Origin of the sequence: Pontibacter sp. SGAir0037, from assembly GCF_005491705.1 — a bacterium.
In the GTDB taxonomy this organism is placed as follows: Bacteria; Bacteroidota; Bacteroidia; order Cytophagales; family Hymenobacteraceae; genus Pontibacter.
In genome coordinates this window covers 2,468,547-2,489,932 of the sequence record NZ_CP028092.1, presented here as the reverse complement: position 1 = coordinate 2,489,932, position 21,386 = coordinate 2,468,547, and the positions used below count along the sequence as shown (strand labels likewise).

Below are 21,386 nucleotides of genomic sequence, written 5' to 3'. Positions count from 1 at the left end.
CAGGGGATGATTCGTTCATGTTCTTGGTCAGGCTTCCTTTTTAAATTCGGGATTGGTTATTACAGAAGCATTTTTGCCTGCCTCACCCTGAGAATGCCGTTTATCGGCTTTGGAACATTTACTTTTGTATAAGGCGTATTTCCTCTATCTTCAGGCAGCTCTGCAAGGTTAATTGCTCCGCATTGCGGTAAAGGGCTGCTTTACCCTACACAGACTGCTTTATCTGGTGCAGGAAAATGGTTGTGATTACAAGTTCCGGAATATGACAAAACAACAAAATAACTACATTAAGGATTTACTTATTGTAGCCATTATCACTTCGCTGTTCTTCGGGGTGTTTAGTGTTATTCATTTGCTCATTACTTCGCAGTTCTCTTTTATGGAGCGGCCGCATCTTCCGCCGCCTGGTGATATGCCGCCCGGCTTCCGGCCACGCCTACCAGACCAGCGTGTTCATATGTCTTTGGGCTTTAATATACTGGTGAACACGCTTATGATGCTCACGTTCTGGGTAATGAACATCTGGCTTTATACACGTTTTCAAAAACTGAAGCTACAGGAAAAGACCCGGCACATCATTCGCTATGCCGTCAGTTATGTATGCATGTTTATCCTGATTATACTGTATTTCACCATACTGGGGCAGGTTTCGCTGGATCCGAGGTATGGGAGGGCCCTGTTTTTCCCTTTTATTGCAGGTATCACCAACAACACAATTGTCCTCATTATCCTGGACCTCGTAATTCTGAACCGCAACAAGTCGCAGATAGAACTGGAGAATACGCAACTAAAAATGAATAGTATACAGGCGCAGCACCAGCATTTAAAGCACCAGCTGCAGCCCCATTTCCTCTTCAATTCTCTGAACACGTTAAAATCGCTTATAAGAAGAGATGCCCGGGAAGCGGAAGATTACCTGCTGCGTTTATCAGAGTTCCTGAGAGCCTCTCTTACCAGCGACAGCCAAGATACTGTACCGCTGCGGGATGAACTGAAACTATGCATCGATTACCTGGAGATGCAGAAAGTCCGCTTTAAAGATGCTTTCAAGTACCGGATTGATGTTCCGAAAGAACAGATGGAATCAGCTTACCTGCCCGTGTTTGCGCTGCAGCTTTTAGTTGAAAATGCTATTAAACACAATGGTTTTACAGAAGAGGAGCCACTTACAATCTGCATCCGCTATGTAAAGGACGATTGCCTGGTAGTTACAAACAATAAAAAGACAAAGCCGGTGCATGAGCCCTTTTCAGGCATAGGACTTAGAAACCTGTCAGAGCGTTACAACGTGCTTTTTGGAAAGGGCATCAACATTTTAGAAACGGAAGAAAGTTTTATAGTTCAGTTACCCATTTTACACAAATGAAAGTAGTTATTATTGAGGATGAATCTTTGATGGCCGAAGACCTGGCGTATACGCTACAGCAGGTAGATAAGCATATAGAGGTGCAGGCCATTTTGCCTTCGGTAAAAAAAGCTATCGCCTATTTCAGCAAAAACAGTTTCCCGGATCTGATCTTCTCGGATATACAACTGGGTGACGGGCTGAGCTTCGAAATTTTTAATGCTGTACACACAACTACGCCTGTTGTTTTCTGTACGGCTTTTGATGCCTACGCACTGGATGCCTTTAAAGCCAATGGTATTGATTATGTGCTAAAGCCTTTCACGACAGAAACCATCCGGGCTACCATTCATAAGTATAAGCAGCTGCAGGAAAAATTCTCGGGCACGGGAGAGCCTTTCTCTAAACTCCTGCAGTTGTTCGAGCATACAAGCTCCAAAAAAAGAAACTCGATACTGGTATACCAGCGAGACAAGATCATACCGCTTTCTATTGGCGAAATTGCCCTGGCTTACCTCGATAACCAGTTAACCAGAGTGCTGTGCTTCGACCAGAAAAGCTTTGTTGTGAACTATACCATGGACGAACTGGAGCAGATGCTGGGAGAGCAGTTCTTCCGGGCTAACCGGCAGTTTCTGGTAAACCATCAGGCAGTAAGAGAAGCGTCGCAGTACTTTGGCAGAAAACTGCATGTAGCCCTGAAAGTGCCGCTCCAGGAAGACGTGATCGTCAGCAAAGCGAAAAGCCCTATGTTCCTGAACTGGCTCGCAGGCCAGTAATATGCCGGAGAGCCAGCAGCGGCTAAGGACGTTCAACCCTCTTGTTTGTCCGTTTCGGCTACCTTTCCATTGAAGAGCCTTCTTCTATCATCGATCTTTGTTTCGTTAGTTTTTGCTGAATACTTAATAATTGTAACCGGTAAGAACTACACTTTCAACAGGATTTACAGAAAGATTAAGAAGCAATGAAGAAGATAGCTGTTCTGATAATAGCCATGCTGGCTTTTTGGCAGGCGCAGGCGCAGGGCCTGTATATAGCCGGCACCGTAAAAAGCGCTATAGCAAAGGAAGCACTACCGGGTGCAAATGTTACACTCACACGCATAACCTTTGATCAGAAAACAGGTACCGCCACCGACCACCTCGGAAACTTCAGGTTTGCCAATGTAGCGCCCGGGGTATATGCCCTCGAAGTAAACTATCTTGGATTTAAACCTTTCACTAAAAACATCACCATCAAAGACGATGGTATACCGCTGGGCATTATTTACCTGGAAGAAGCTAGTACGGTAACCGAAGAAGTGGTGATAATGGGGCGCGTGCCACTGGGAGAGCAGAAAGGAGATACCACCCAGTTTAATGCAGGCGCCTTTAAAACAGCTCCGGATGGCAGTGCCGAAGACCTGGTGCAGAAGCTGCCTGGCATTACCATGCAGAATGGCAGCCTGCAGGCGCAGGGGCAGGACGTAAAGCAGGTGCTGGTAGACGGAAAGCGCTTCTTTGGTGATGACCCTGCCGCGGCACTGCGTAACCTGCCGGCCGATGTAATTGCTTCGATACAGATATTCGATAAAAAAAGCGACCAGGCGGAGCTGACAGGAGTAGATGATGGCAATGAGCAGAAAACCATCAATATTGTGACAAAAGCAGACCGGCGAAACGGTGTTTTCGGCAAAGCATCTGCCGGATACGGAACAGATGACCGCTACATGATCGGGGCCAGCATCAATACCTTTAAAGGCGACAGGCGATTGACATTTACTGGGCTGACAAACAACATGAACCTGCTCGATTTTTCGGTAGGGGAGACACCAGGAGGCGGTATGAGGGGCAGAAGACCACCTTCGGGAGGAGGCACTACAACAGGCTTGATATCGACAAATACTTTAGGCCTTAACTTTAGCGATAGCTGGGGAAGTAAGATAGAAGTGAGCGGCAATTATAACTATACAGAAAGAAGTATACAGAACAACCAGTTTCTTTCGCAGCTTTATACACTCCCCGCCGATTCAGGTCAGGTGTATACCGAAGACCAGCTGAATGCCACCACCACCCGGAACCAGCAATTGAATTTTAGGTTAGACTACAAGATAAATGACAATAACAGGCTGCTTATAACACCCTCGCTTACATGGCAGCACAATGCTGCTTCAGCCGAAACAACAGGTAAAACAACTAACATAAATGGTAATCTGAGCGAAACCGAAAACACCAGCGCTTCCGATAACACCAGCTATACGTTTAAAAACGATATCTACTTCAGCCACAAATTCGGCAAACCTGGTCGTACAATTTCATCTAACTTCACAACCAGCTTCAGCCAAAGCAATAGCGACAGATCGTTGCTGGCAAATTCCATTTTCTTCAGAGAAGCGGATGCCAGCCAATCCGTGCTGAACCAGTTGCGCAATTCCGAAGCAAGTAGTTTGAACTGGCAGGGAAACCTGACCTATACCGAACCCCAGGGGCAGTATGGGCAATGGCAATGGCAGTATAGCATCGGAAACCAACACAGAAATTCTGATACGAAAACCTACGACTATGCAGAGCAGGAGGCAGCTTACAGCGACTTAAACAATACACTGAGCAATGCCTTCACAAGCGACTACTTTACACAAAGGGCAGGAGCAGGTTACCAGTACAGTAACAACAAGCTTCGGCTACGGGCAGGACTGCAGTATCAGACGTCTGAACTGCAGAATAGGCGTCAGTTTCCGGTAGCAGGCGATGCGTTTACAAAGTCTTTTATTAATGTCTTGCCTGCCGCCGAAGTAGATTACAAAATCTCCCAGACCAAGAACTTTGATTTTAACTACTCCACCAGTACAGTGGCACCTGGGGTAGAACAGCTGCAGGACGTAGTTGATAACTCTAATCCTTTAATGCTTTCACAGGGCAACCCGGAACTGGTGCAGAGTTACCAGCATAACTTCAGAATGGGCCTGCGCAACTTCGACCTGGAAACAAACAGGGTCTTTTTTGTAGGTTTCTTTGGTTCTGTTGTGCAGGATTATATTACCAGCCGTATCACCAGGGCTACCACAGCGGATATTGTGCTTGAAAACGGGCAGATTTTGGAGAGAGGGCAGCAGCTAAGCCAGCCTGTAAACCTGTATGGCTACCTGAACCTGCGTAGCTTTTTCCACTACGGGCAGCCTCTGCCTCTTATCAGCTCTAACCTGGGGCTGCATGGTAGCATTGGTTATACCCGTACCCCTGGCTACACAACCGCTTTAAACTTCGCCAATACGCCCAATGTAGGAGTAGGCATTAACCTGAGCAGCAATATAAGCGAGAAAATAGATTTTACCGTATCTACCAACTCTACTTATAGTATGGTGCATAATACCCTGCAACCCGAACTGAATAACAATTACTTTAGCCAGAACACCAGCCTTAAGTATAACTGGAATTTCTGGAAAGGAATAGTATACAGAACAGAGCTTAATCATGTACTCAACACAGGCTTATCGGAAGGATATAACCAGAACTATCTGCTATGGAACATGAGTATCAGTAAAAAGATACTGCGCAACCAGCAGGCGGAAATCAGCCTGAGTGTAAACGACCTGCTGAAGCAGAATGTAAGCATACAGCGTACAGTTGCAGCTCAGTATATTTCGGATGTACAATCGAGTGTATTGCAGCGGTTCTTTATGCTCACCTTTACCTATAACCTGCGGAACTTTGGAGGAGCAGCAACTCCGACAGAAGACAACAACCGCTTTCCGGGACCACCACCGGGAGGGTTTCCGGGCGGCACACCTCCTCCGCCTCCGGGCAACGGGTAAAATGCCCGCAGGAGAACCAAGTAGTCTTTCTATGCCATTCCCCTGGATTTAAACTCGAGGTACTTGTTGATGGTATTTACAGTGAGGTGCCGGGGCGATGTGAGGATAGACTGAATGCCATGCTGCCGGAGCTCTTTCACGATCTGCTTTTTCTCATAATCAAATTTCTCGGCGATGGCTTTTACATAAACCTCTTCTGTGCTGTCTGTCGATTGCTGTAGCAGTGCCTGCAGCTCGGTGTTCTCAAAAAAGACCACGAGCAGCAGGTGGTGCTTGGCAATTTTGCGTAGGTAAGGCAGTTGCCTTTTAGCACCATTCAGCGTTTCGAAATTAGTAAAGAGCAGCAGCAGGCTTCGCTGCTTTACTTTGTTGCGAAGGGCTGCGTACAAAAGCTCATAATCAGATTCTAGAAATCTTGTTTTCTGGTTGTAAAGCACCTCCATAATGCGGTTTAGCTGTGTTGCCTTGCGCTCAGCCGGCACAATGTTGCTGATCATTTCGGAAAAAGTAAGTATACCGGCTTTATCTTGCTTGCGAAGGGCAATGTTGGAAAGCACCAGCGAGGCATTAATGGCATAATCAAGAAGCGTAAGCCCTTCGAAAGGCATCTGCATTACGCGGCCTTTATCGATCATGCAATAAACCTGCTGCGACTTTTCATCCTGAAAACTGTTAACCATCAGTTCCGATTTTCGTGCAGACGCTTTCCAGTTAATCGTGCGCTGGTCGTCGCCTGCTACATAAGGGCGTATCTGCTCAAATTCAGCACTATGGCCAATCCGGCGGATTTTCTTTACACCCATTTCATGCAGGCGGTTAGTAATCGCCAGCAGCTCATACTGCTGCATCTGTAAGAAGGACGGATATACCGGCACCTCCTGGTCCTGCGCAAAGCGGTAACGTTTCTTAACAAGCTTTAACGGCCCGTTTACAAACACATTGATAGCGCCAAACCGATAGCTGCCTCGCTTGGTGGGCCGGAGCGTATAATGTATAACCTGGGTATAACCTGATTCAACACGGGCTTTAAAGAGATTATCGCGCTTCTGAAACTGGAAAGGCAGCTCATCTATTATTTCTGCCTGTATCGGAAAGGCATATTTGTTTTCCAGGTAAATAAGTATATCGTTGTAACTGCCGTTCGAGAGCTTCTCTGCCATGCTGCGACGGGCAAACACGCCTTTGCTCTGGCTGAACAGAGCCAGCATGTCCAGTAAGGCCAATACTACAAATACACCGAAGGCTACTTTTACCAGTAAGAGCAATGCCGGAAAAACAAAGGCAAGCAAAAAAAGCCCTACCGCCGTTGTCAGGCCGTAGAACAGGTATTGGGTAAAGTATAAGCTGCGGATGAACTGCACTAGCGCGGTACTTCTGTTTTCTGAATAATTTGCTTGATCACCTCATCAGTCGTGATGCCTTCCATTTCCTTTTCCGGTGTGAGCAGGATCCGGTGGCGCAATACTGCCGGGGCAAGTTCCTGTATATCTTCCGGCGTTACAAATCCTCTGCCCCTTATGGCTGCCAGCGCTTTGGAGCTGTTCAGCAAAGCTATAGAGGCACGGGGCGATGCACCGAGGTACAACGACTTATTGGCCCGTGTTTGCCCGACCAATTGCACCATATACTCCAGCAGGTTGGCTTCTACGTGAACACCTTTTACCTGTACTCTGAGCGATGCAACCTGTTCTGCCGTTAAAACGGCTTTCACATTTTCGAGCTCTTCCTTCCTGTTTTTTTCGGTGTGATGAATTGTAAGGATGGCCAGTTCCTGCTCCAGCGTAGGGTATTCAACCAGTATCTTAAACATAAAGCGGTCGAGCTGTGCTTCCGGCAGCCGATAGGTGCCTTCCTGCTCAATGGGATTTTGTGTGGCCAGTACCATAAACGGAGAGCTCATCGGGTACAATACACCGTCGTGGGTGATGTGCTGCTCTTCCATAACCTCAAACAGCGAAGCCTGTGTTTTGGCAGGGGCACGGTTTATCTCGTCTATCAGCACCAGGTTCGAAAAGATCGGACCTTTTTTATACTCAAAGGAGGCGGAGCCTGGGTGGAAAACAGAAGTACCCAGTACATCGGAAGGCATCAGGTCGGGAGTGAACTGAATACGGTTAAAATCTACATCTACGGTGCGGGCCAGCATTTTAGCCGTAAGTGTTTTAGCAATGCCAGGCAGCCCCTCTATCAGCACGTGTCCGTCGGAGAGCAGGGCCACCAGGAGCAGGTCTATAAATTGCTGCTGCCCTACAATTACTTTCCTGAGTTCTGTTTGTATTCCTTCAACTGCTTCATGTAAAGCCGAAAAATCAGTTTGTGTTTCAAGTCCTTCTAGTGCTTCTTCCATATTTAATGTGAGCGGGTCGCCATTGGCTTCACGCTGGTTTGGTTGTAGAATTCTTCTAACTGCTTGTTCAGGTCCAGCAACCGGTGTTCTGTAATGGTATCGCTGGTTCTGATATGGTGTATTTTCTCAAAGATTGCCTGCACCAGGCTTATGTCAGCTCCGGATTTGGAAGCTATCCTTTCCTGTAACTCTTCATCTTGCTGATGAGCATTTTCATAGTAGTGGCTGCGGAGATGCTCCAGGAAGAAGTTAATCTTTTTTTCGGCAATGGTTTTATGGTTCTTATGGTTAAAATATAAATTTCCGATTACCTGCACAAATTCCAGCGTAGTGTTTTGGGGTGGCTCCTGCACCGGAATAATGCGTTGCGTGCGTTTGCTTTCGAAAAGAACATACAGTACTATCGCAAACAGGGCTATATAGTATGCCCAACCAAGCGCTTCGTGGCTTACCAGCACCCTGATAACAGAAGTATTGTCGAAACTGCCTATTTTCTGGTACTCATCCCAGAGCACAGGCTGAACAGGTAAATGAGAGAAGGCAATGGCGGCATAGGCGGTCTGGCTTTTGTCGAGCAAATATAAGTTCGTGAAGGCCAGAGGCACAGAGCTGAGGTAAAAAGCACCCCGGCCAAAAGGGATCTTGATAAAGTTAAGTTCGCCTGAAGACATTTTCCCGAGTGCGAGCTGGTTTTGGAGGCTGTCAATCACAAAATAGCTTTCCAGGGCATCGTTGGGAAATTTAAAAGCGGGAGCCTTTAAGCTGGCATTTGTAAACTGCACATGCAGTGTATCCGAAGCTTTGTTGTACTCCAGGTAGTCCGTTGAGAAGCCGAGGGTGTCTTCCAGGTTTTCGGAAAAGTACTCTGCTGCTATAAATACCTGATTTCCTTGCTGCACAAAATCCAGCATGGCATTCAGATTTAAACTATCAGCTTCGAACGAATGGTTAATAAAAATATAGCTGCCCTTAAAGTCAGGGTTTAACTCCAACTGGTTGAGGACAGGCAATCGGCTGGCTGAAACCGACTGGCCTTTAAATATGTCCTGCAGCAGGTGGTACGTAATGTATGTGCCGTACGGAATTTTATCTTTGCTGGCAAAGGTGTGGCTCCAGTCAACTGGTTTCGGCCTGAAATATTCTACAGCCACGAAAGCGGCAAACAACAGCCCCAGCATAAACAGGTATTTTTTATAGCCTTTCATGATGTGTGCTGCCGGATAAGGTGATGGAAATCTGCAAAAGTCTGGCGCGAATGCTCAAAGTGCTGGTTTGTGATGGCAGATCCGCCATACCACACATACTCGAAGAGGTTTGTTACTTTGCCAAACTCTTTCTGAACCTGTCTGTTCTCTATCTCCGCTAAATAGCTACGGTTTGTTTTGCCAGGTGTCCAGTGTATAAAAGTGCTGTCGGTAAGGGTTTTAAGGCTTTGCAGGTAGTATAACCGGATGGCCCTTCTATAGTCCTGCTGCTGGATAGCCTCAGCCAGCATTCCCTCAAAATCCATTTCGTGTATATTTTCCTGGTATGCTTCGTAAGGCACCTGCATCGGATTTCCGCTTTTGCCAAACAGCCCCGTAAAATCTACTTTTAACAGTTTCAGCACGACAAAAACCGTAATGCCAAGTGCAAAGGCATATCCCAGGTATTTCCAGTAAGGGCCCATTTTCTCATTTCCAAACAAGCGCCTCAAAAAATGGTTGATCCTGGCTTTAATCTTATCCCAGAACGAAACCGGGGGGGGCTGCAGCACTTTGTACTGAAAGTCGCTATCGTTCCTGAACGCTTGAAGCTTTTCTGCTGCGGGATAGCGAACTTCTATGGGAGAATTATCAGAGGGGATTTCTTTTGCCTGCACAGCGGCATACGCATGCCCGCATGCTCCGAACAGGAGATGCAGCATCAGTATCAGGGCAAAGAAACCGGGCCTGCTAATAATCGCCTTCATTCGCTTCGAATCTGGTTGTGCTCTGGCCTATCAGGGCTACCTGCTCCATCAGGCCAATACCGTCTCTTACTTCTACCAAATGGAAATACTGAAAGGCAGCTGCAATTATGGAAATGCTATAGATAAATATACCCAGTACTGAGCTGATGGAAACCAGTATAATAGAAATCAAAGTATTTGTGCTGCCGGGCAGTTCCAAGGCGCCCAAAAATGGCAGAATAAAAGCCGGGATCGCAGGCACTACATTGATGATGCCCTGAATTAAGCCTATCACAAAAAGCAGGAAAAAAGTAGACCACCAGTTGCCTTTGATCAGGTAAAGGCAACGTTCCAGCCCTTCTATAAACCCTATTTCTTCGCGCAGCAGCACCATCATAAAAACAGAAAGCGTAACGGCTGCATAAATACCCGGTATGACCAGGAGCAGTAGCCCGATCGTAGTTATAATAACGGCCCCGATGGTAGCGTACAAAAGCGGAATAGCATTGGCTTTAAACCGGGCCCATACACCTTCTGTTGTTGCTTCCCCCTCGTTATCCATGTACTCCAGCATGTAACAGTACACTGCCAGCCCCATCATCACAAAACTTACCACTGAGAAGAAAATTGATACCAGGTAATTAAGGGAAGTTACCTGGTTAAAGAAGGTATACTCGCCATAGGTGCTGTACGGCCGGTCATCGCCTAATACCTGGTATAGCCTTGACTGATACAAGCCGTTGAAAATACCGGAAAGCAAAGCAAAGGGAGCTGCAAAGAACAAAATGCATTTACACAGTAATTTGAAATTCTGCCTGATAAAGCTAAAAGTCGCGTTGATGTTCTGGCCAAGTTCTCTTTCTTCCCTGAAATTAATGATCTGTTTCCGCATGAGAATTTCTGTTAAGCAAAAGGCGAGGGTATATGATAAAGTAATATAGAATAAAAACTGCAGAAATAAGAATGATTCCTATACTCAGGGGCATAGGCATTTCGGTATGTCTGGTAACAAAGCCTTCCAGAAAGCCTGCAGTAATGAAAATGGGGACCAGGCCTACCACTATTTTTAACCCGTTTCTGGCTCCCTTTTTAAAGGAAGTAAGGCGGGAGTAGGTTTTCGGAAACAGGAGGCTGTTACCCATCACAAAACCGGCACAACCTGCCAGTATAATGGCCGATATTTCGAGTGTGCCGTGTATCCAGATGGTAAGCACAGAGGTTAGCAGCAAGCCCTGCTTGTAAAAGAAATACTGGAAAGCACCCAGCATAATGCCATTCTGAAAAATTACCCAAAAGGTGCCTATCGAAAAAAAGACTCCGAATACAAAGGCAAGAAAAGCCACCTTAATATTGTTGAAGGTTATCATCAGGAACATTTCTGTTTCACCGGACTGCTTGTACACAGCCATCGGGTCGCCGCTTTCGATGTAGGCGAGGGTGCGGTTTACATACTCATCTCCCAGGATCAGGCGCACAAACGTATCGTCTAGCGCTGCGGAAAGAGCACCTATAAAACAGGCGACTGCAAAAATCAGGAAAGCGTAAAGCAACTGGCGGTGATGTTGGGCTACCAAAAAGGGCAGGCGGTACTTCCAGAACTCCGCAAAGCGGTTTCCTTTCTCTTTTTTGTTTTTGTAGATGGCCTGGTGAAATTTACCTGTCAGGTTGTTCAGGTAAGCTGTCATTTCGGACTCAGGGTAAAAGGTGCGGGCATAGGAAAGATCATCGGTAAGTTCGATAAACCTCTCAGCCAGTATATCGGGATTAGAAGTTATATCAGTCTCGTATAACTTCCACTTTGGCCGGTTTTGTTTTATAAAAGCTGCTTCCCGCACTGAATTTTATTTTTATTGTTTTCAAATATAGCTATCTTTCCATAATTAATAAAGTGTTTATTTTATATTAAATATGGATACGATTAAAGTCAGAACAACCCAGAATGTGGAGGTGGAGTACCAGGTGGCGAGCATAGGGGACAGGGTGCTGGCACATATAATCGATTATGCTATTTTTTTCGGCTGGGGTATTATTGCTTCTGCTATCGTGGTGGGTTTGCAATCCATTACATATTCTCCCATTGTGTTTTTCCTGCTTTTCCTGCCTGTTGTGTTTTATGATCCGGTTTGTGAGATTTTTCTGAACGGCCAGAGTATAGGAAAGAAGGCGCGTGATATTAAAGTGATCAAACTTTCGGGAGAGGCACCCACTGTTGTGGATTACCTGTTACGCTGGCTTTTCAGATTAGTGGATACTCTGCTTTCTTCCGGGATTATTGCTGTTGTTACGGTGGCCGCTACCGGCAGCGGGCAAAGGCTCGGCGACCTGGCAGCGGGCACTGCTGTTATTCGTACAAAACCTGTTACCAGGCAGCATTATGTGCGGGTTAAGGTCGAAGAAAACCATGTCCGCACTTTTGAGGAGGTAAGCCTGCTCACCGACAAAGACGTTGCCCTTATCCGGAAGTTACTGTACAAGGCACTAAAGTATCAGAACCAGGCCTTGCTGGATAAACTGGCTGATCGAACCAAAGAGGTTATGGGGGTGCAGACTACTTTGGATAACGCCACCTTTCTGAAAACGGTGATAAAAGATTATTACCACCAATCGCTGGAGCTGGAAGCAACTGTATAGCTAAACAGAAGGCGCTGCGTTTACTAGCCCAGCCTTTGCCGCTGCTCTTCCTGCCAGCGCAGGCGGTAGGCATTCATAGCAGTTTCACCAAGTTTGTTAATGAGCTTATAGTTCACCACAGCGCCTATCGGGGCACCAACCACCGGAATGAGCTGCACCAGTTTGGGCAGATCTATATAATCGCGGTATTCCTGCTGAAAGGTTCTCCAGTCGAAGGCATGAATATCATCTGGCAGATACTCTTTCTGTGACTCCCAGTCTATCATCTGCACGTAAACATGGTTGCGTTGTTCCTGGCTGCTAAAGGCCAATTGCATAATGTGGAGGAGGTAGAGGCGCTCTTTGTAGTCTTTTAAAGAGTAGCCGTAAAAGGCAGCAATATCGTATAGTAGCTTTAGTTTCAGGCCGAGCAACAGCGGGAAATCCGCAAAGCCCAGTAATATACCGCCAGCACCTGTTACACCTCCCTCAGCGGCGGCGGCTTTATTATAAAACCTGATCCGATCCCTTACCAGCTTCTCGCGCAGTTCCAGCGGAGAGTGCAACAGCGGCTGCTGTGTTATTTTTTCGGCACCGAATAACACGGCCCGTATCATCTGTTTTATGGTAGTTGTAATAACCTGGTGTACCTTCTCCGGAATATAACTGTTTACTTTATGCTGGAGCTTTTTGGTAAGCTGGTTGGCCAGCGAGGGCGAGCGCTGCATAGCACTTTTCCACCGTTCCAGTTCTACTAGAGCATTTTCTTCATAGGCAGTCATGGGAGGAGCGGGTTAAAGGTACAATCTGTTTTTACGCACGTTTAGAGCGCATGGCTTTTATATTTTTCAGGCTTATATCTTCTGAAAGTTTTTTGTATTCATCAGAATCTATGGCATAAATGGCAACTTTGCCTTCTGCATTGCTGTGAATACCCCAGCCATAGCGTTTCCCCAAAGGAGAAGATCGGAAACAAGCCTGCCCTTTTGAAAAATACTTTTCACGTTCCTCTTCCAAAGCCAAGCTGCTTATTTTGTTTTTAGCTGCATACACACCAAAAAGCACATCATCAGAAGTATAGGCATATGGGTTATTGTAAATCATCTCGAACTGCAGTGTGGCTACCGTTTTGTCCTCCTTTTTCTGGGGCGGCATTTCAGCCGCCTGCACAGGGCAATCTTCGGCTACCTGTATAAAGGTGTTGTAGTAGTTGGTTGTCTTCATTGTTTTACTCCTGACGATTTACAAGCTCCATTATAATAAATTCTACTCCTTCTTTCAAGAAAACATCCTTCGTTTTTACAAGACCAAATTTTTCATAGTAGCTGCTTTTGTCTTTTCTGGCATTGCACCAGATCCTGCCGATGCCTTTTTTCCGGGCTATACCCAAAATGTGCTTCAGCAGGTAGCTGCCACATCCCTGTCCCTGTGCTTCTGTTAAAGTTGCGAACTTACGGAATTGCATTTCCGATTCTTTTTCGAAACAGGAAATAACAGATGTTAGCGTGCTGTTCTGAAAGAGTCCGTAGTGAGTGCCCTGGTCATCCTCTTTAAGTTGAACAAATCCGAGGGGTTTATCCGGCCACATCACCTGCTGCCGGATAGGCCAGGTATTCTCTGGTTTAATTTTTTGTATGAGCAAGGTTTTCCTGTAAAAATAAAGGCTCTAAAAGCCAGTCTCCTAATGATTTTGTGGCAGCCTCATGCATGATTGCTGCCGAGCTGTTCGTAATGGAAGGAGCAGCTAAAATTGCAGTGTAACCCTTACCTGCTTAGTTTTTGCTTTTGGTTAATAATCTGAGGAAGGTGGTGGTGAAAGTGATCGTGCAGGAAAGAGAGCGTCTGCTGGACAGTCATAGGGCCGGCAATAGGATGCTTAAATAAATATTTGTTCTGGAACGTATCAGGTAGGTCGGTGAGAAGGTCTTCCAGCTTATAGCGGGTTTCATTCCATTGATGGCGCAGCGATGAGAAATTTGCTTTATCAGGTACCGTGGCAACCACAGCCGGCGCTTTAAATTTAAAGGGACTAAGCAGAGCAAGTTTAACGAGTGCCGTTTTTACAGTATTGGAGAAAAGGGAGGCCTCCAGTTCCTCTTCTTTCTGAATTTTTCGCTGTATATAGCTAACCGTAAATTGCTCTACCTGCAAAAGATGACTCAGCACCTGGTTGATAGACCATTTAGCCTCTGTGGCAGGTGTGTTCAGTAAATCATCGTCTAAACCTTCCAGCTCATCTAAAAGCTGGTTTCTGGATTTTTCCAATCTCAGATACTTAACTTCCAATCTGGGGTTCATAAGCTTAATATGGCTGAACGCAATTGAACTCATAAGGCTGTTTCTTAGTGGAGAACTGTTGTTAAAGCTACTAAATATTTTGTATAATCCAAGTATTTTGGCTTGTTATTTTTGTGTAAAGGCTTGTGAAACAGTTAAGTGATAGTGCTAAGTGTTCTATTGATAATTAGTTAAGTTCAATTGGTGTTTTAAATTAGCAGAAATTGCCTTTCTTTGTGATTTGGATTAATATAATATATGGTGAAAAATGATCCGATAGGCGCTGCATTGAAAGACTATATGCAAGGTGCCGCTGGTGTTCAGATTGTGGTAGAAAGCAATATAACCGAAGATGATACCATCCCGGTAAGCTATCTTTTCAGGGAGTACGAGGCGATGCCTGAACTGGAGCAACTGGCGCTGAAGGAGTGTAAGGGAGTGATACTCGACATAGGGGCAGGTGCAGGTTGCCATAGCCTGGCGCTACAGCGAATGGGGCTACAGGTAACAGCTTTAGATATTTCGGAGGGTGCCATAGCTGCCATGAAAGAAAGAGGCATACAGCAGGTGCTGGAAAAGAATGTTTTTGATCTGCATGACCTGCAGTTCGATACCCTGCTGATGCTCATGAATGGAATTGGTATTGCCGGTGACCTCTACGGCTTAACACGGTTTCTGAAGCATGCCAGAACCTTGCTTCGTGCGGGTGGCCAGATTTTGCTGGAATCGTCGGATATACTTTATATGTTTGAAGAGGAAGACGGTTCTGTACTGCTGGACCTGAATGCCGGCTACTACGGAGAGGTAGTGTACAACATGCGCTACAAAGAGCACGAAACAGGTTCATTCAAATGGCTGTTTATTGATGCTGCCATTTTACAGGATTATGCTGAAGAACAAGGCTTCGGATTCAGGCTGCTCTATGAAGGCGAGTTTGGAAATTACCTGGCACAGCTTACGCTTATCAACTAGCTTTTCTGGCCGGAATCATTTGATTTTCCGGTTGCAGGTATCATACAGGTACATGTTTCGTAAGAAAATGTGATGGCTTCTGTAAAAGGAAGGCCTCCTTTTCTTGAAACTATGTAAAAAAGATACTCTGATGCTTGAAAAGCTTAAACCTGCCTGGACATTAACCAAAAGTACTTTTCAGGAATTTTTCGATGACCGGCCAATGGATTATGCCGCCATCATCGGTTTTTATACTATTTTTTCATTACCGGCTGTACTCATTATCACCATTCGTATTGCGGGGGCTGCCTTTGGGCAGGAGGCTGTAAAAGGAGAGGTGGTGAGGCAGATAGGCGGTATAGTGGGGCAGAACAGTGCAGAACAGATACAAGTTATCATCGAAAACGCCAGCCAGTCAGAATCCAGCACTATTGGCACAGTTGTAGGCATTGCAACAATGGTTTTTGCGGCTACAACGGTTTTTGTAGCCATGCAGAATTCCATCAACTCTATCTGGAATGTAAAAGCAAAGCCGGAGAAAGGCTGGTTAAAACTGATCATCGACAGGGTGCTTTCGCTGGCGATGGTGGTTAGTTTAGGCTTCCTGCTGCTGGTTTCCTTATCTGTAGATATTGTATTGGGTGTTGTAAACGAATACCTGCGGCAGGAGCTTTCGGGGCTGGCTGTTTACCTGATGAACATCGCGCATATGCTTGTATCTATCCTGATCAGCGTTGCCATTTTTTCTGTTATGTTTAAAATGCTGCCCGATGCCGATATCAGGTGGCGCAATGTATGGGTAGGAGCTATCGTAACTGCCGTTCTTTTTGCTATTGGTAAGTATGTGCTTAATGTCTACTTCCAGTATAACTCGATGAGCGATACCTATGGCGCTGCGGGTTCTATGGTGCTGATCCTGGTTTGGGTTTATTACTCTTCGATTATTTTATTGCTGGGCGCTGAATTCACGCAGGTTTATTCCCGTATGCACGACAAGGGTATACGGCCATCCGATCATGCTGTTAAGGTAGAAACGAAAGAAATAGAATCAGATGAATAGCATTACCTTCCGGCTTAAATTCCCGTTTAAAACTATCCGGAACTAAAATTTAAAAACTCATGGGAAACAACGAAAGCACCGATATAACCATATTCAGGCAAATATGTGAAGTAAACGACCTCAATCCGGAAATGATTATGGAGGAGGTAGAAGCACGCTTTGCTGAAAAAGCAGCGGGAGATACCAAGGCAGAACTGCTGATCAGAACTGCTTTCGAACATAAAGCAAACCAGCTGTTAGAAAGTGTTATACAGGAGCACATTGCTGAAGACGGCAGCTATACGCAACGGAGTGAGTATAAGATTGATGCCGATCCTGTAGCCCCCAGCTTTTTGATTAATGAAGATTATATTCGGAGTTCTTATGGCGATGCCGAGGCCGAAAGAATTATTGAGGTACTTGGGCAGGTGAAGCTTCCGATAAGAGCATAAGCAAAGGTTTAGTGGTAGTGTATGAACACCTCAAAAGCATGGCAGTAAAAATTACTACGGTGCTTTATACCTTTGCCGGGCATCATCTAAAATAAGGACCCAGTCGTTGTCAGGGCCGCTGCCGGGTGGTGTGAAGGTGTGGGTGCCAGTGTTTTTAAATTTACCGATAGCTGTGGTTTTACCTGTGCGCGGATCATACCAGGCAGCTTTCAGCGTCTTACCGGAAATCCTGCCCAGGTTAGCTTCTATGGGTTTACCGGCGGTAGTATAAATAAAAGCATAGTCATGGCCGCGTGTTGCTTGTATAAGCTCTTGTCCTTCATACGCAGCATTTACCAAACTCTGGTCTGGTACTCTTTCAAGCATCGGCCTCGATTCCAGTAGCTTTCGTACATATTGCATTTGTGTTGCACCCGGAAGATCAAGGGCATCTTTCCAGTATGTTCTGGCGACACTGACCGGCTGCCGGCCTGGTGCATACATTTGCCAGATGCCGTGGCACCCGTAAGTATGGCCGTGAGAACCTGCAAACAGACTTTGATAAGCTGCGCGCCTCACATCTCTTGCTTCGGAATAGCCATTCTTCCGGGCATCGAAAGCGATGGGATGATCCTCGTAGATTGGCTCTGCATCCATGGTTGGTTTTGTCGGCTCTAACTGGTAATCGCCTGTAATTTTATCATAGATGTTAATGAAACGGTTATGACCGGTCTGGAACATGTTAAAATCTAACCAGTCGTCCTTGTGGAACCAGGTAGATGAACCCCCTTTTACCTGTGGCTGCGGATGAAAGGACATCAGAGCATTGTCCTGGCCTCCGACGCCTGCCACAATGCCAGCTGCCATCGCACGCCAGATCTCCACATCCTGCTCCCCCCGTGGATTACGATCGCCGCCAAGTATCCAGATCACAGGCTTGTTTTTGTACCTGCGCCCGATGTACTCTCCAAATACTTTTGCATTAGCCGTGTTAAAAATTTCTGGGCCCACTCCCCATGAATTCCTGTAAATTTTATCGCCCCAGGTAGGAAGCATGCCTATGTACAGTCCCAGTGCCTCAGCTTTATTTACAATGTAATCCACATGCTCAAAATAGGCTTCGTTAGGCTGTGCCGGGTCTTCATTCAGTAGCGGTAAATTTCCGTAAGGATTCGGATCGCGCAAGCCATTCAGCTCAGCCAGTACAACAGCCTGAATAACTGTAAAGCCCTTTTCTTTTCGGTTCTGAAGATAAAAGTCTGCTTCTTCGCGGTTCAGGCGGTGAAACAGCTCCCAGGCGGTGTCGCCGAGGTAAAAGAATGGTTTGCCGTTGCCATGCACCAGATAACGCTTGTTGTTACTTACTTTTAAGTGCTGAGCCTGCGCTTGTGCCATGCAAAATAAAAGTACCAGAAACCAAACATATTTTATGATCGGGTGCAGCATCATTTTTTTGTTAATTAGCCGGAAAAAAGACCTTTAAGCGTAAGCCCGCAGCGCCATTTGCTCCTTAAAAAATTACTTTAGCGCTTCATATAACACCTCCACCGGGTGAAGGGCCGTTCTGCTGGTGCCATCATGAATCTGATGGCGGCAGCTGGTGCCAGGGGCGGCAATAATCACCTCTTCCGGTTGCTGACGTACTGCCGGAAATAAAACCAGCTCCCCAACCTGCATAGACACATCATAATGTTCTGCTTCGTAGCCGAAAGAGCCTGCCATGCCACAGCATCCCGAAGGAATTACCTCCACTTTATAGTTGACAGGCAGTGTGAGCATCTGTTGCGTGTACAGAACCGACGAAAGTGCTTTCTGGTGGCAATGCCCATGTAGTTTAATCAGGCGCTGCTCCTCTTTGAATAGGCTTTGGTCGATGTGGCCATTGATAATTTCACGCGCAATAAATTCATCGAAGAGCAGGCAGTTGATCGAAAGCTTTTTAGCGTCCTCTTCCTGGTCTTTCTCTACCAGGTCCAGGTACTCATCCCGGAAGGACAGAATGCAGGAAGGCTCTATCCCGATCAGAGGTGTTTCGTTTGTAATGATGTCTTTTAACAGCGCAACGTTCTTCTGGGCCAGTTTTTTAGCTTCGCGCAACAGGCCTTTCGACATATAGGTGCGGCCACTTTCTTCGTGCTTTGGTATCTCTACCTGGTAACCAAGCTTCTCAAGCAGCAGCACGGCTTTTATACCAACAGGTGTGTCGTTAAAATTAGTGAACTCGTCGCAGAACAGGTATACTTTCTTTTTGCCGCTACCAGCCCTTTTGTTCCGGCGCTGGTGCTTTTTAAACCAGCTGCGAAGGGTGGTTTGGTGCAACAGAGGTAAAGAACGCTGCGGCGCAAAGCCCATCATTTTTTTGGCAATGGCAGCCGTACTTTCATTTTTAAACATGAAGTTATAGATGCCGGGGGCAATAGCGGCCAGGTTGTTGGCTTTGTTAAAGTTACTGATCATGCGGGTGCGGAATGGAATGCCGTTCGCATCGTAGTAATGCTGCAGAAACTCCGCTTTCAGTTTGGCCACATCTACATTAGACGGACATTCGGATTTGCAGCCTTTGCAGGACAGGCACAAATCCATCGTCTCTTTTATCTCTTCGTGATCAAATCTGTTTTGCTTTGGCGAGCGGGTCAGGAACTCGCGCAGCGTATTGGCTCGGCCACGGGTTGTGTCTTTTTCGTTTCGGGTTACCATATAGCTCGGGCACATGGTACCTCCCGTTAAATGTGTTTTGCGGCAGTCGCCGGAGCCGTTGCAGAGTTCAGCGGCCCGCAGAATGCCATCTTCATTTTTGAATCGGAAAACAGTGTCAAATGCGGGTGTTTCCTGCCCCGGTTCGTAGCGCAGGAACGTGTTCATAGAAGGCGTATCTACAATCTTACCCGGGTTAAAAATGTTGCCGGGGTCCCAAACCCGCTTCACTTCTTCCAGCAGCTTGTAGTTCTCCTCGCCAATCATAAAGGGTATAAACTCGCCTCTTAAACGGCCATCGCCGTGCTCGCCACTGAGAGAACCTCTGTATTTCTTTACCAGGCTGGCAATTTCTTCGGCAATGGTTCTGAATAACCTGTTTCCTTCTTCTGTTTTCAGGTTGATGATCGGGCGCAGGTGTAACTCACCGGAGCCGGCATGGGCATAATGTACACAATAGAGGTTATGCTTTTCCAGGGTCAGGTTAAACTCCCGGATGAAATCAGGCAGGTCCTGCACGTCTACTGCCGTGTCTTCAATTACAGCAACAGGCTTGGCATCTCCCGGAATGTTGGAAAGCAACCCTAAGCCGGCTTTGCGCAGGTTCCATACCTTTTTTGTATCGGGGCCAAACACCAGTGGGTAGTGGTAACCCAGTCCGGCGGCCTGCAATTCGTTGATCAGTTGCCAGGCTCGCTGCTCAATGGCTTCTCTGGTCTCAGCGGCGAGCTCTACTACCAGGATAGCACCAGGGTCGCCCTGCACAAAGAACCTGTTCTGGCTCTGCTCTATATTGGTTTTGGTGCATTCCAGCACATAGTGGTCCATCAGTTCGCTGGCGCTGGGGCTATAGTTCAGTGCTACCAGGTTTGCCCTGAGCGACTCATCCACTGTATGACAATGGATGCAAACAAGACCGATTTCTTTTGGCGGGAGCGGGTTTACATGCAGCTTTATCTCTGTCAGGAATGCAAGCGTACCTTCGGAGCCTGCTAATAATTTGCAGAAGTTAAAAGGTTCTGTATCCGGGGTAAAAGGCTCCGACTCAAGCAGCATATCTATCGCATAGCCTGTGTTTCGGCGCTGTATGCTGGGCTTCGGAAATTCGGCTCGGATACCGGCCTTGGTGGGGGCATGCGAAAGCATGGCTTTGGTAGCCTGGTATAGCCTGGTTTCCAATGGCCCGGAGGTGTTTACACCCTGGCATTTCTCCTCGAATTGCTCTGTAGTTAATGGGCCGAACTCTGTTTCGGTGCCATCGCTTAACAGGGCTTTCACCGAAATCAAATGTTCGCGGGTGCTGCCGTAAACCACCGAGTTGGAGCCGCAGGAATTATTGCCTACCATACCGCCAATCATGGCACGGTTGGCGGTAGAAGTTTCAGGACCAAAATAGAGTCCGTGAGGCTTCAGGAAATAGTTCAGTTCATCTCTGATAACGCCAGGCTGTACACGCACCCACTGCTCTTCAGCATTCAGTTCTAATATCTGGTTAAAGGTGCGTGACACGTCCACCACAATGCCGCTTCCGACAACCTGCCCGGCAAGCGAAGTGCCTGCGGTACGAGGGATAAGCGACGTTTTTTCTTGGCGGGCAAACGCAATAAGTTTCTTTATATCTGCAATGTTTTTCGGAAAGGCAACAGCCAGTGGCATTTCCCGGTAAGCCGAAGCATCTGTTGCATACAGGGTACGCATAGTGCTGTCGTAGTGTAATTCTCCTTCCAGTTCCCTGGATAGTTGATGCAGTTTTTCCTGATCCATATAAATTGTTCCGGCTACAGGAGTGGGTAATCGGTATGATACCGATTCCACCCGGCGGTCAAAAAGGCAATGCTAAAAATTAATTTATACGATCATCAAAATGAATTCTGATGATTAACAAATTCTTAACCCGAAGTTAGGATGTGTGCCTGTAATGTCAAAGAAGGTGGTGAAATAAACTGAATTTATAAATGAACGGCTTCCAAAT

The 21,386-nt window shown here is 46.5% G+C and carries 19 protein-coding genes; 7 read left to right on the top strand and 12 right to left on the bottom strand.

Going from position 1 to position 21,386, the window contains the following annotated elements:
- Nucleotides 1-262: 262 nt before the first annotated feature.
- From C1N53_RS10130 to C1N53_RS10120, 3 genes are all read left to right on the top strand, one after another.
- Nucleotides 263-1,366 (top strand): sensor histidine kinase, encoded by a 1,104-nt coding sequence (locus tag C1N53_RS10130; RefSeq protein WP_137759197.1) that lies wholly within the window; start codon nucleotides 263-265, stop codon nucleotides 1,364-1,366.
- On the top strand, nucleotides 1,363-2,124 hold the full coding sequence (locus tag C1N53_RS10125) for a LytTR family DNA-binding domain-containing protein (protein ID WP_137759196.1): 762 nt from the start codon (nucleotides 1,363-1,365) through the stop codon (nucleotides 2,122-2,124). Before C1N53_RS10130 ends, C1N53_RS10125 begins: the two co-directional genes overlap by 4 nt.
- Nucleotides 2,125-2,309: 185 nt before the next feature.
- Entirely contained in the window at nucleotides 2,310-5,135 is a 2,826-nt protein-coding gene (locus C1N53_RS10120) for a TonB-dependent receptor (RefSeq protein WP_137759195.1), read from the top strand.
- A gap of 29 nt (nucleotides 5,136-5,164) precedes the next feature.
- On the opposite strand, the gene C1N53_RS10115 is transcribed toward C1N53_RS10120, so the two are convergent.
- Genes C1N53_RS10115 through C1N53_RS10090 form a run of 6 tightly spaced genes read right to left on the bottom strand, consistent with a single transcriptional unit; the run spans nucleotide 5,165 to nucleotide 11,247 of the window.
- Nucleotides 5,165-6,496, bottom strand: coding sequence for a DUF58 domain-containing protein (locus tag C1N53_RS10115; RefSeq protein ID WP_137759194.1), 1,332 nt, complete (start codon nucleotides 6,494-6,496; stop codon nucleotides 5,165-5,167).
- Nucleotides 6,496-7,482 (bottom strand): MoxR family ATPase, encoded by a 987-nt coding sequence (locus C1N53_RS10110; RefSeq protein WP_137759193.1) that lies wholly within the window; start codon nucleotides 7,480-7,482, stop codon nucleotides 6,496-6,498. The genes C1N53_RS10115 and C1N53_RS10110 overlap by 1 nt, the downstream gene beginning before the upstream one ends.
- Before the next feature lie 2 nt (nucleotides 7,483-7,484).
- Complete coding sequence (locus C1N53_RS10105) at nucleotides 7,485-8,687, bottom strand: DUF4350 domain-containing protein (RefSeq protein WP_137759192.1); 1,203 nt, start codon at nucleotides 8,685-8,687, stop codon at nucleotides 7,485-7,487.
- The gene (locus tag C1N53_RS10100) at nucleotides 8,684-9,433 is read right to left on the bottom strand and encodes a DUF4129 domain-containing protein (protein ID WP_137759191.1); all 750 of its coding nucleotides are present in this window, start codon (nucleotides 9,431-9,433) and stop codon (nucleotides 8,684-8,686) included. The genes C1N53_RS10105 and C1N53_RS10100 overlap by 4 nt, the downstream gene beginning before the upstream one ends.
- On the bottom strand, nucleotides 9,417-10,304 hold the full coding sequence (locus tag C1N53_RS10095; protein ID WP_137759190.1) for a hypothetical protein: 888 nt from the start codon (nucleotides 10,302-10,304) through the stop codon (nucleotides 9,417-9,419). Before C1N53_RS10095 ends, C1N53_RS10100 begins: the two co-directional genes overlap by 17 nt.
- Nucleotides 10,285-11,247, bottom strand: a complete 963-nt coding sequence (locus tag C1N53_RS10090) for a stage II sporulation protein M (RefSeq protein ID WP_137759189.1) — start codon at nucleotides 11,245-11,247, stop codon at nucleotides 10,285-10,287. Before C1N53_RS10090 ends, C1N53_RS10095 begins: the two co-directional genes overlap by 20 nt.
- A gap of 73 nt (nucleotides 11,248-11,320) precedes the next feature.
- On the opposite strand from C1N53_RS10090, the gene C1N53_RS10085 reads away from it, so the two are divergent.
- Nucleotides 11,321-12,043 (top strand): RDD family protein, encoded by a 723-nt coding sequence (locus C1N53_RS10085; RefSeq protein ID WP_137759188.1) that lies wholly within the window; start codon nucleotides 11,321-11,323, stop codon nucleotides 12,041-12,043.
- A gap of 23 nt (nucleotides 12,044-12,066) precedes the next feature.
- Here C1N53_RS10085 and C1N53_RS10080 read toward each other — a convergent pair whose 3' ends face one another.
- From C1N53_RS10080 to C1N53_RS10065, 4 genes are all read right to left on the bottom strand, one after another.
- The gene (locus tag C1N53_RS10080) at nucleotides 12,067-12,804 is read right to left on the bottom strand and encodes an EcsC family protein (RefSeq protein ID WP_137759187.1); all 738 of its coding nucleotides are present in this window, start codon (nucleotides 12,802-12,804) and stop codon (nucleotides 12,067-12,069) included.
- Between the two features lie 31 nt (nucleotides 12,805-12,835).
- On the bottom strand, nucleotides 12,836-13,246 hold the full coding sequence (locus C1N53_RS10075) for a DUF6157 family protein (protein ID WP_137759186.1): 411 nt from the start codon (nucleotides 13,244-13,246) through the stop codon (nucleotides 12,836-12,838).
- 4 nt (nucleotides 13,247-13,250) lie between these two features.
- Nucleotides 13,251-13,664, bottom strand: a complete 414-nt coding sequence (locus tag C1N53_RS10070) for a GNAT family N-acetyltransferase (protein WP_137759185.1) — start codon at nucleotides 13,662-13,664, stop codon at nucleotides 13,251-13,253.
- A 122-nt stretch (nucleotides 13,665-13,786) separates the two neighbouring features.
- Complete coding sequence (locus C1N53_RS10065; RefSeq protein WP_137759184.1) at nucleotides 13,787-14,320, bottom strand: DinB family protein; 534 nt, start codon at nucleotides 14,318-14,320, stop codon at nucleotides 13,787-13,789.
- Between the two features lie 237 nt (nucleotides 14,321-14,557).
- Between C1N53_RS10065 and C1N53_RS10060 the strand changes: the two genes are divergently transcribed.
- The 3 genes from C1N53_RS10060 (at nucleotide 14,558) to C1N53_RS10050 (ending at nucleotide 16,741) form a co-directional block, all read left to right on the top strand.
- Nucleotides 14,558-15,271: a bifunctional 2-polyprenyl-6-hydroxyphenol methylase/3-demethylubiquinol 3-O-methyltransferase UbiG gene (locus C1N53_RS10060; protein ID WP_137759183.1), complete on the top strand. Its 714-nt coding sequence runs from the start codon at nucleotides 14,558-14,560 to the stop codon at nucleotides 15,269-15,271.
- 130 nt (nucleotides 15,272-15,401) lie between these two features.
- Complete coding sequence (locus tag C1N53_RS10055; protein ID WP_137759182.1) at nucleotides 15,402-16,310, top strand: YihY/virulence factor BrkB family protein; 909 nt, start codon at nucleotides 15,402-15,404, stop codon at nucleotides 16,308-16,310.
- Between the two features lie 59 nt (nucleotides 16,311-16,369).
- On the top strand, nucleotides 16,370-16,741 hold the full coding sequence (locus C1N53_RS10050; RefSeq protein ID WP_137759181.1) for a hypothetical protein: 372 nt from the start codon (nucleotides 16,370-16,372) through the stop codon (nucleotides 16,739-16,741).
- 54 nt (nucleotides 16,742-16,795) lie between these two features.
- Here C1N53_RS10050 and C1N53_RS10045 read toward each other — a convergent pair whose 3' ends face one another.
- Both C1N53_RS10045 and C1N53_RS10040 read right to left on the bottom strand, forming a co-directional pair.
- Nucleotides 16,796-18,115, bottom strand: coding sequence for a glycoside hydrolase family 140 protein (locus tag C1N53_RS10045; RefSeq protein WP_240773450.1), 1,320 nt, complete (start codon nucleotides 18,113-18,115; stop codon nucleotides 16,796-16,798).
- A 123-nt stretch (nucleotides 18,116-18,238) separates the two neighbouring features.
- Nucleotides 18,239-21,178, bottom strand: a complete 2,940-nt coding sequence (locus C1N53_RS10040) for an FAD-binding and (Fe-S)-binding domain-containing protein (RefSeq protein WP_137759179.1) — start codon at nucleotides 21,176-21,178, stop codon at nucleotides 18,239-18,241.
- Nucleotides 21,179-21,386: the final 208 nt, after the last annotated feature.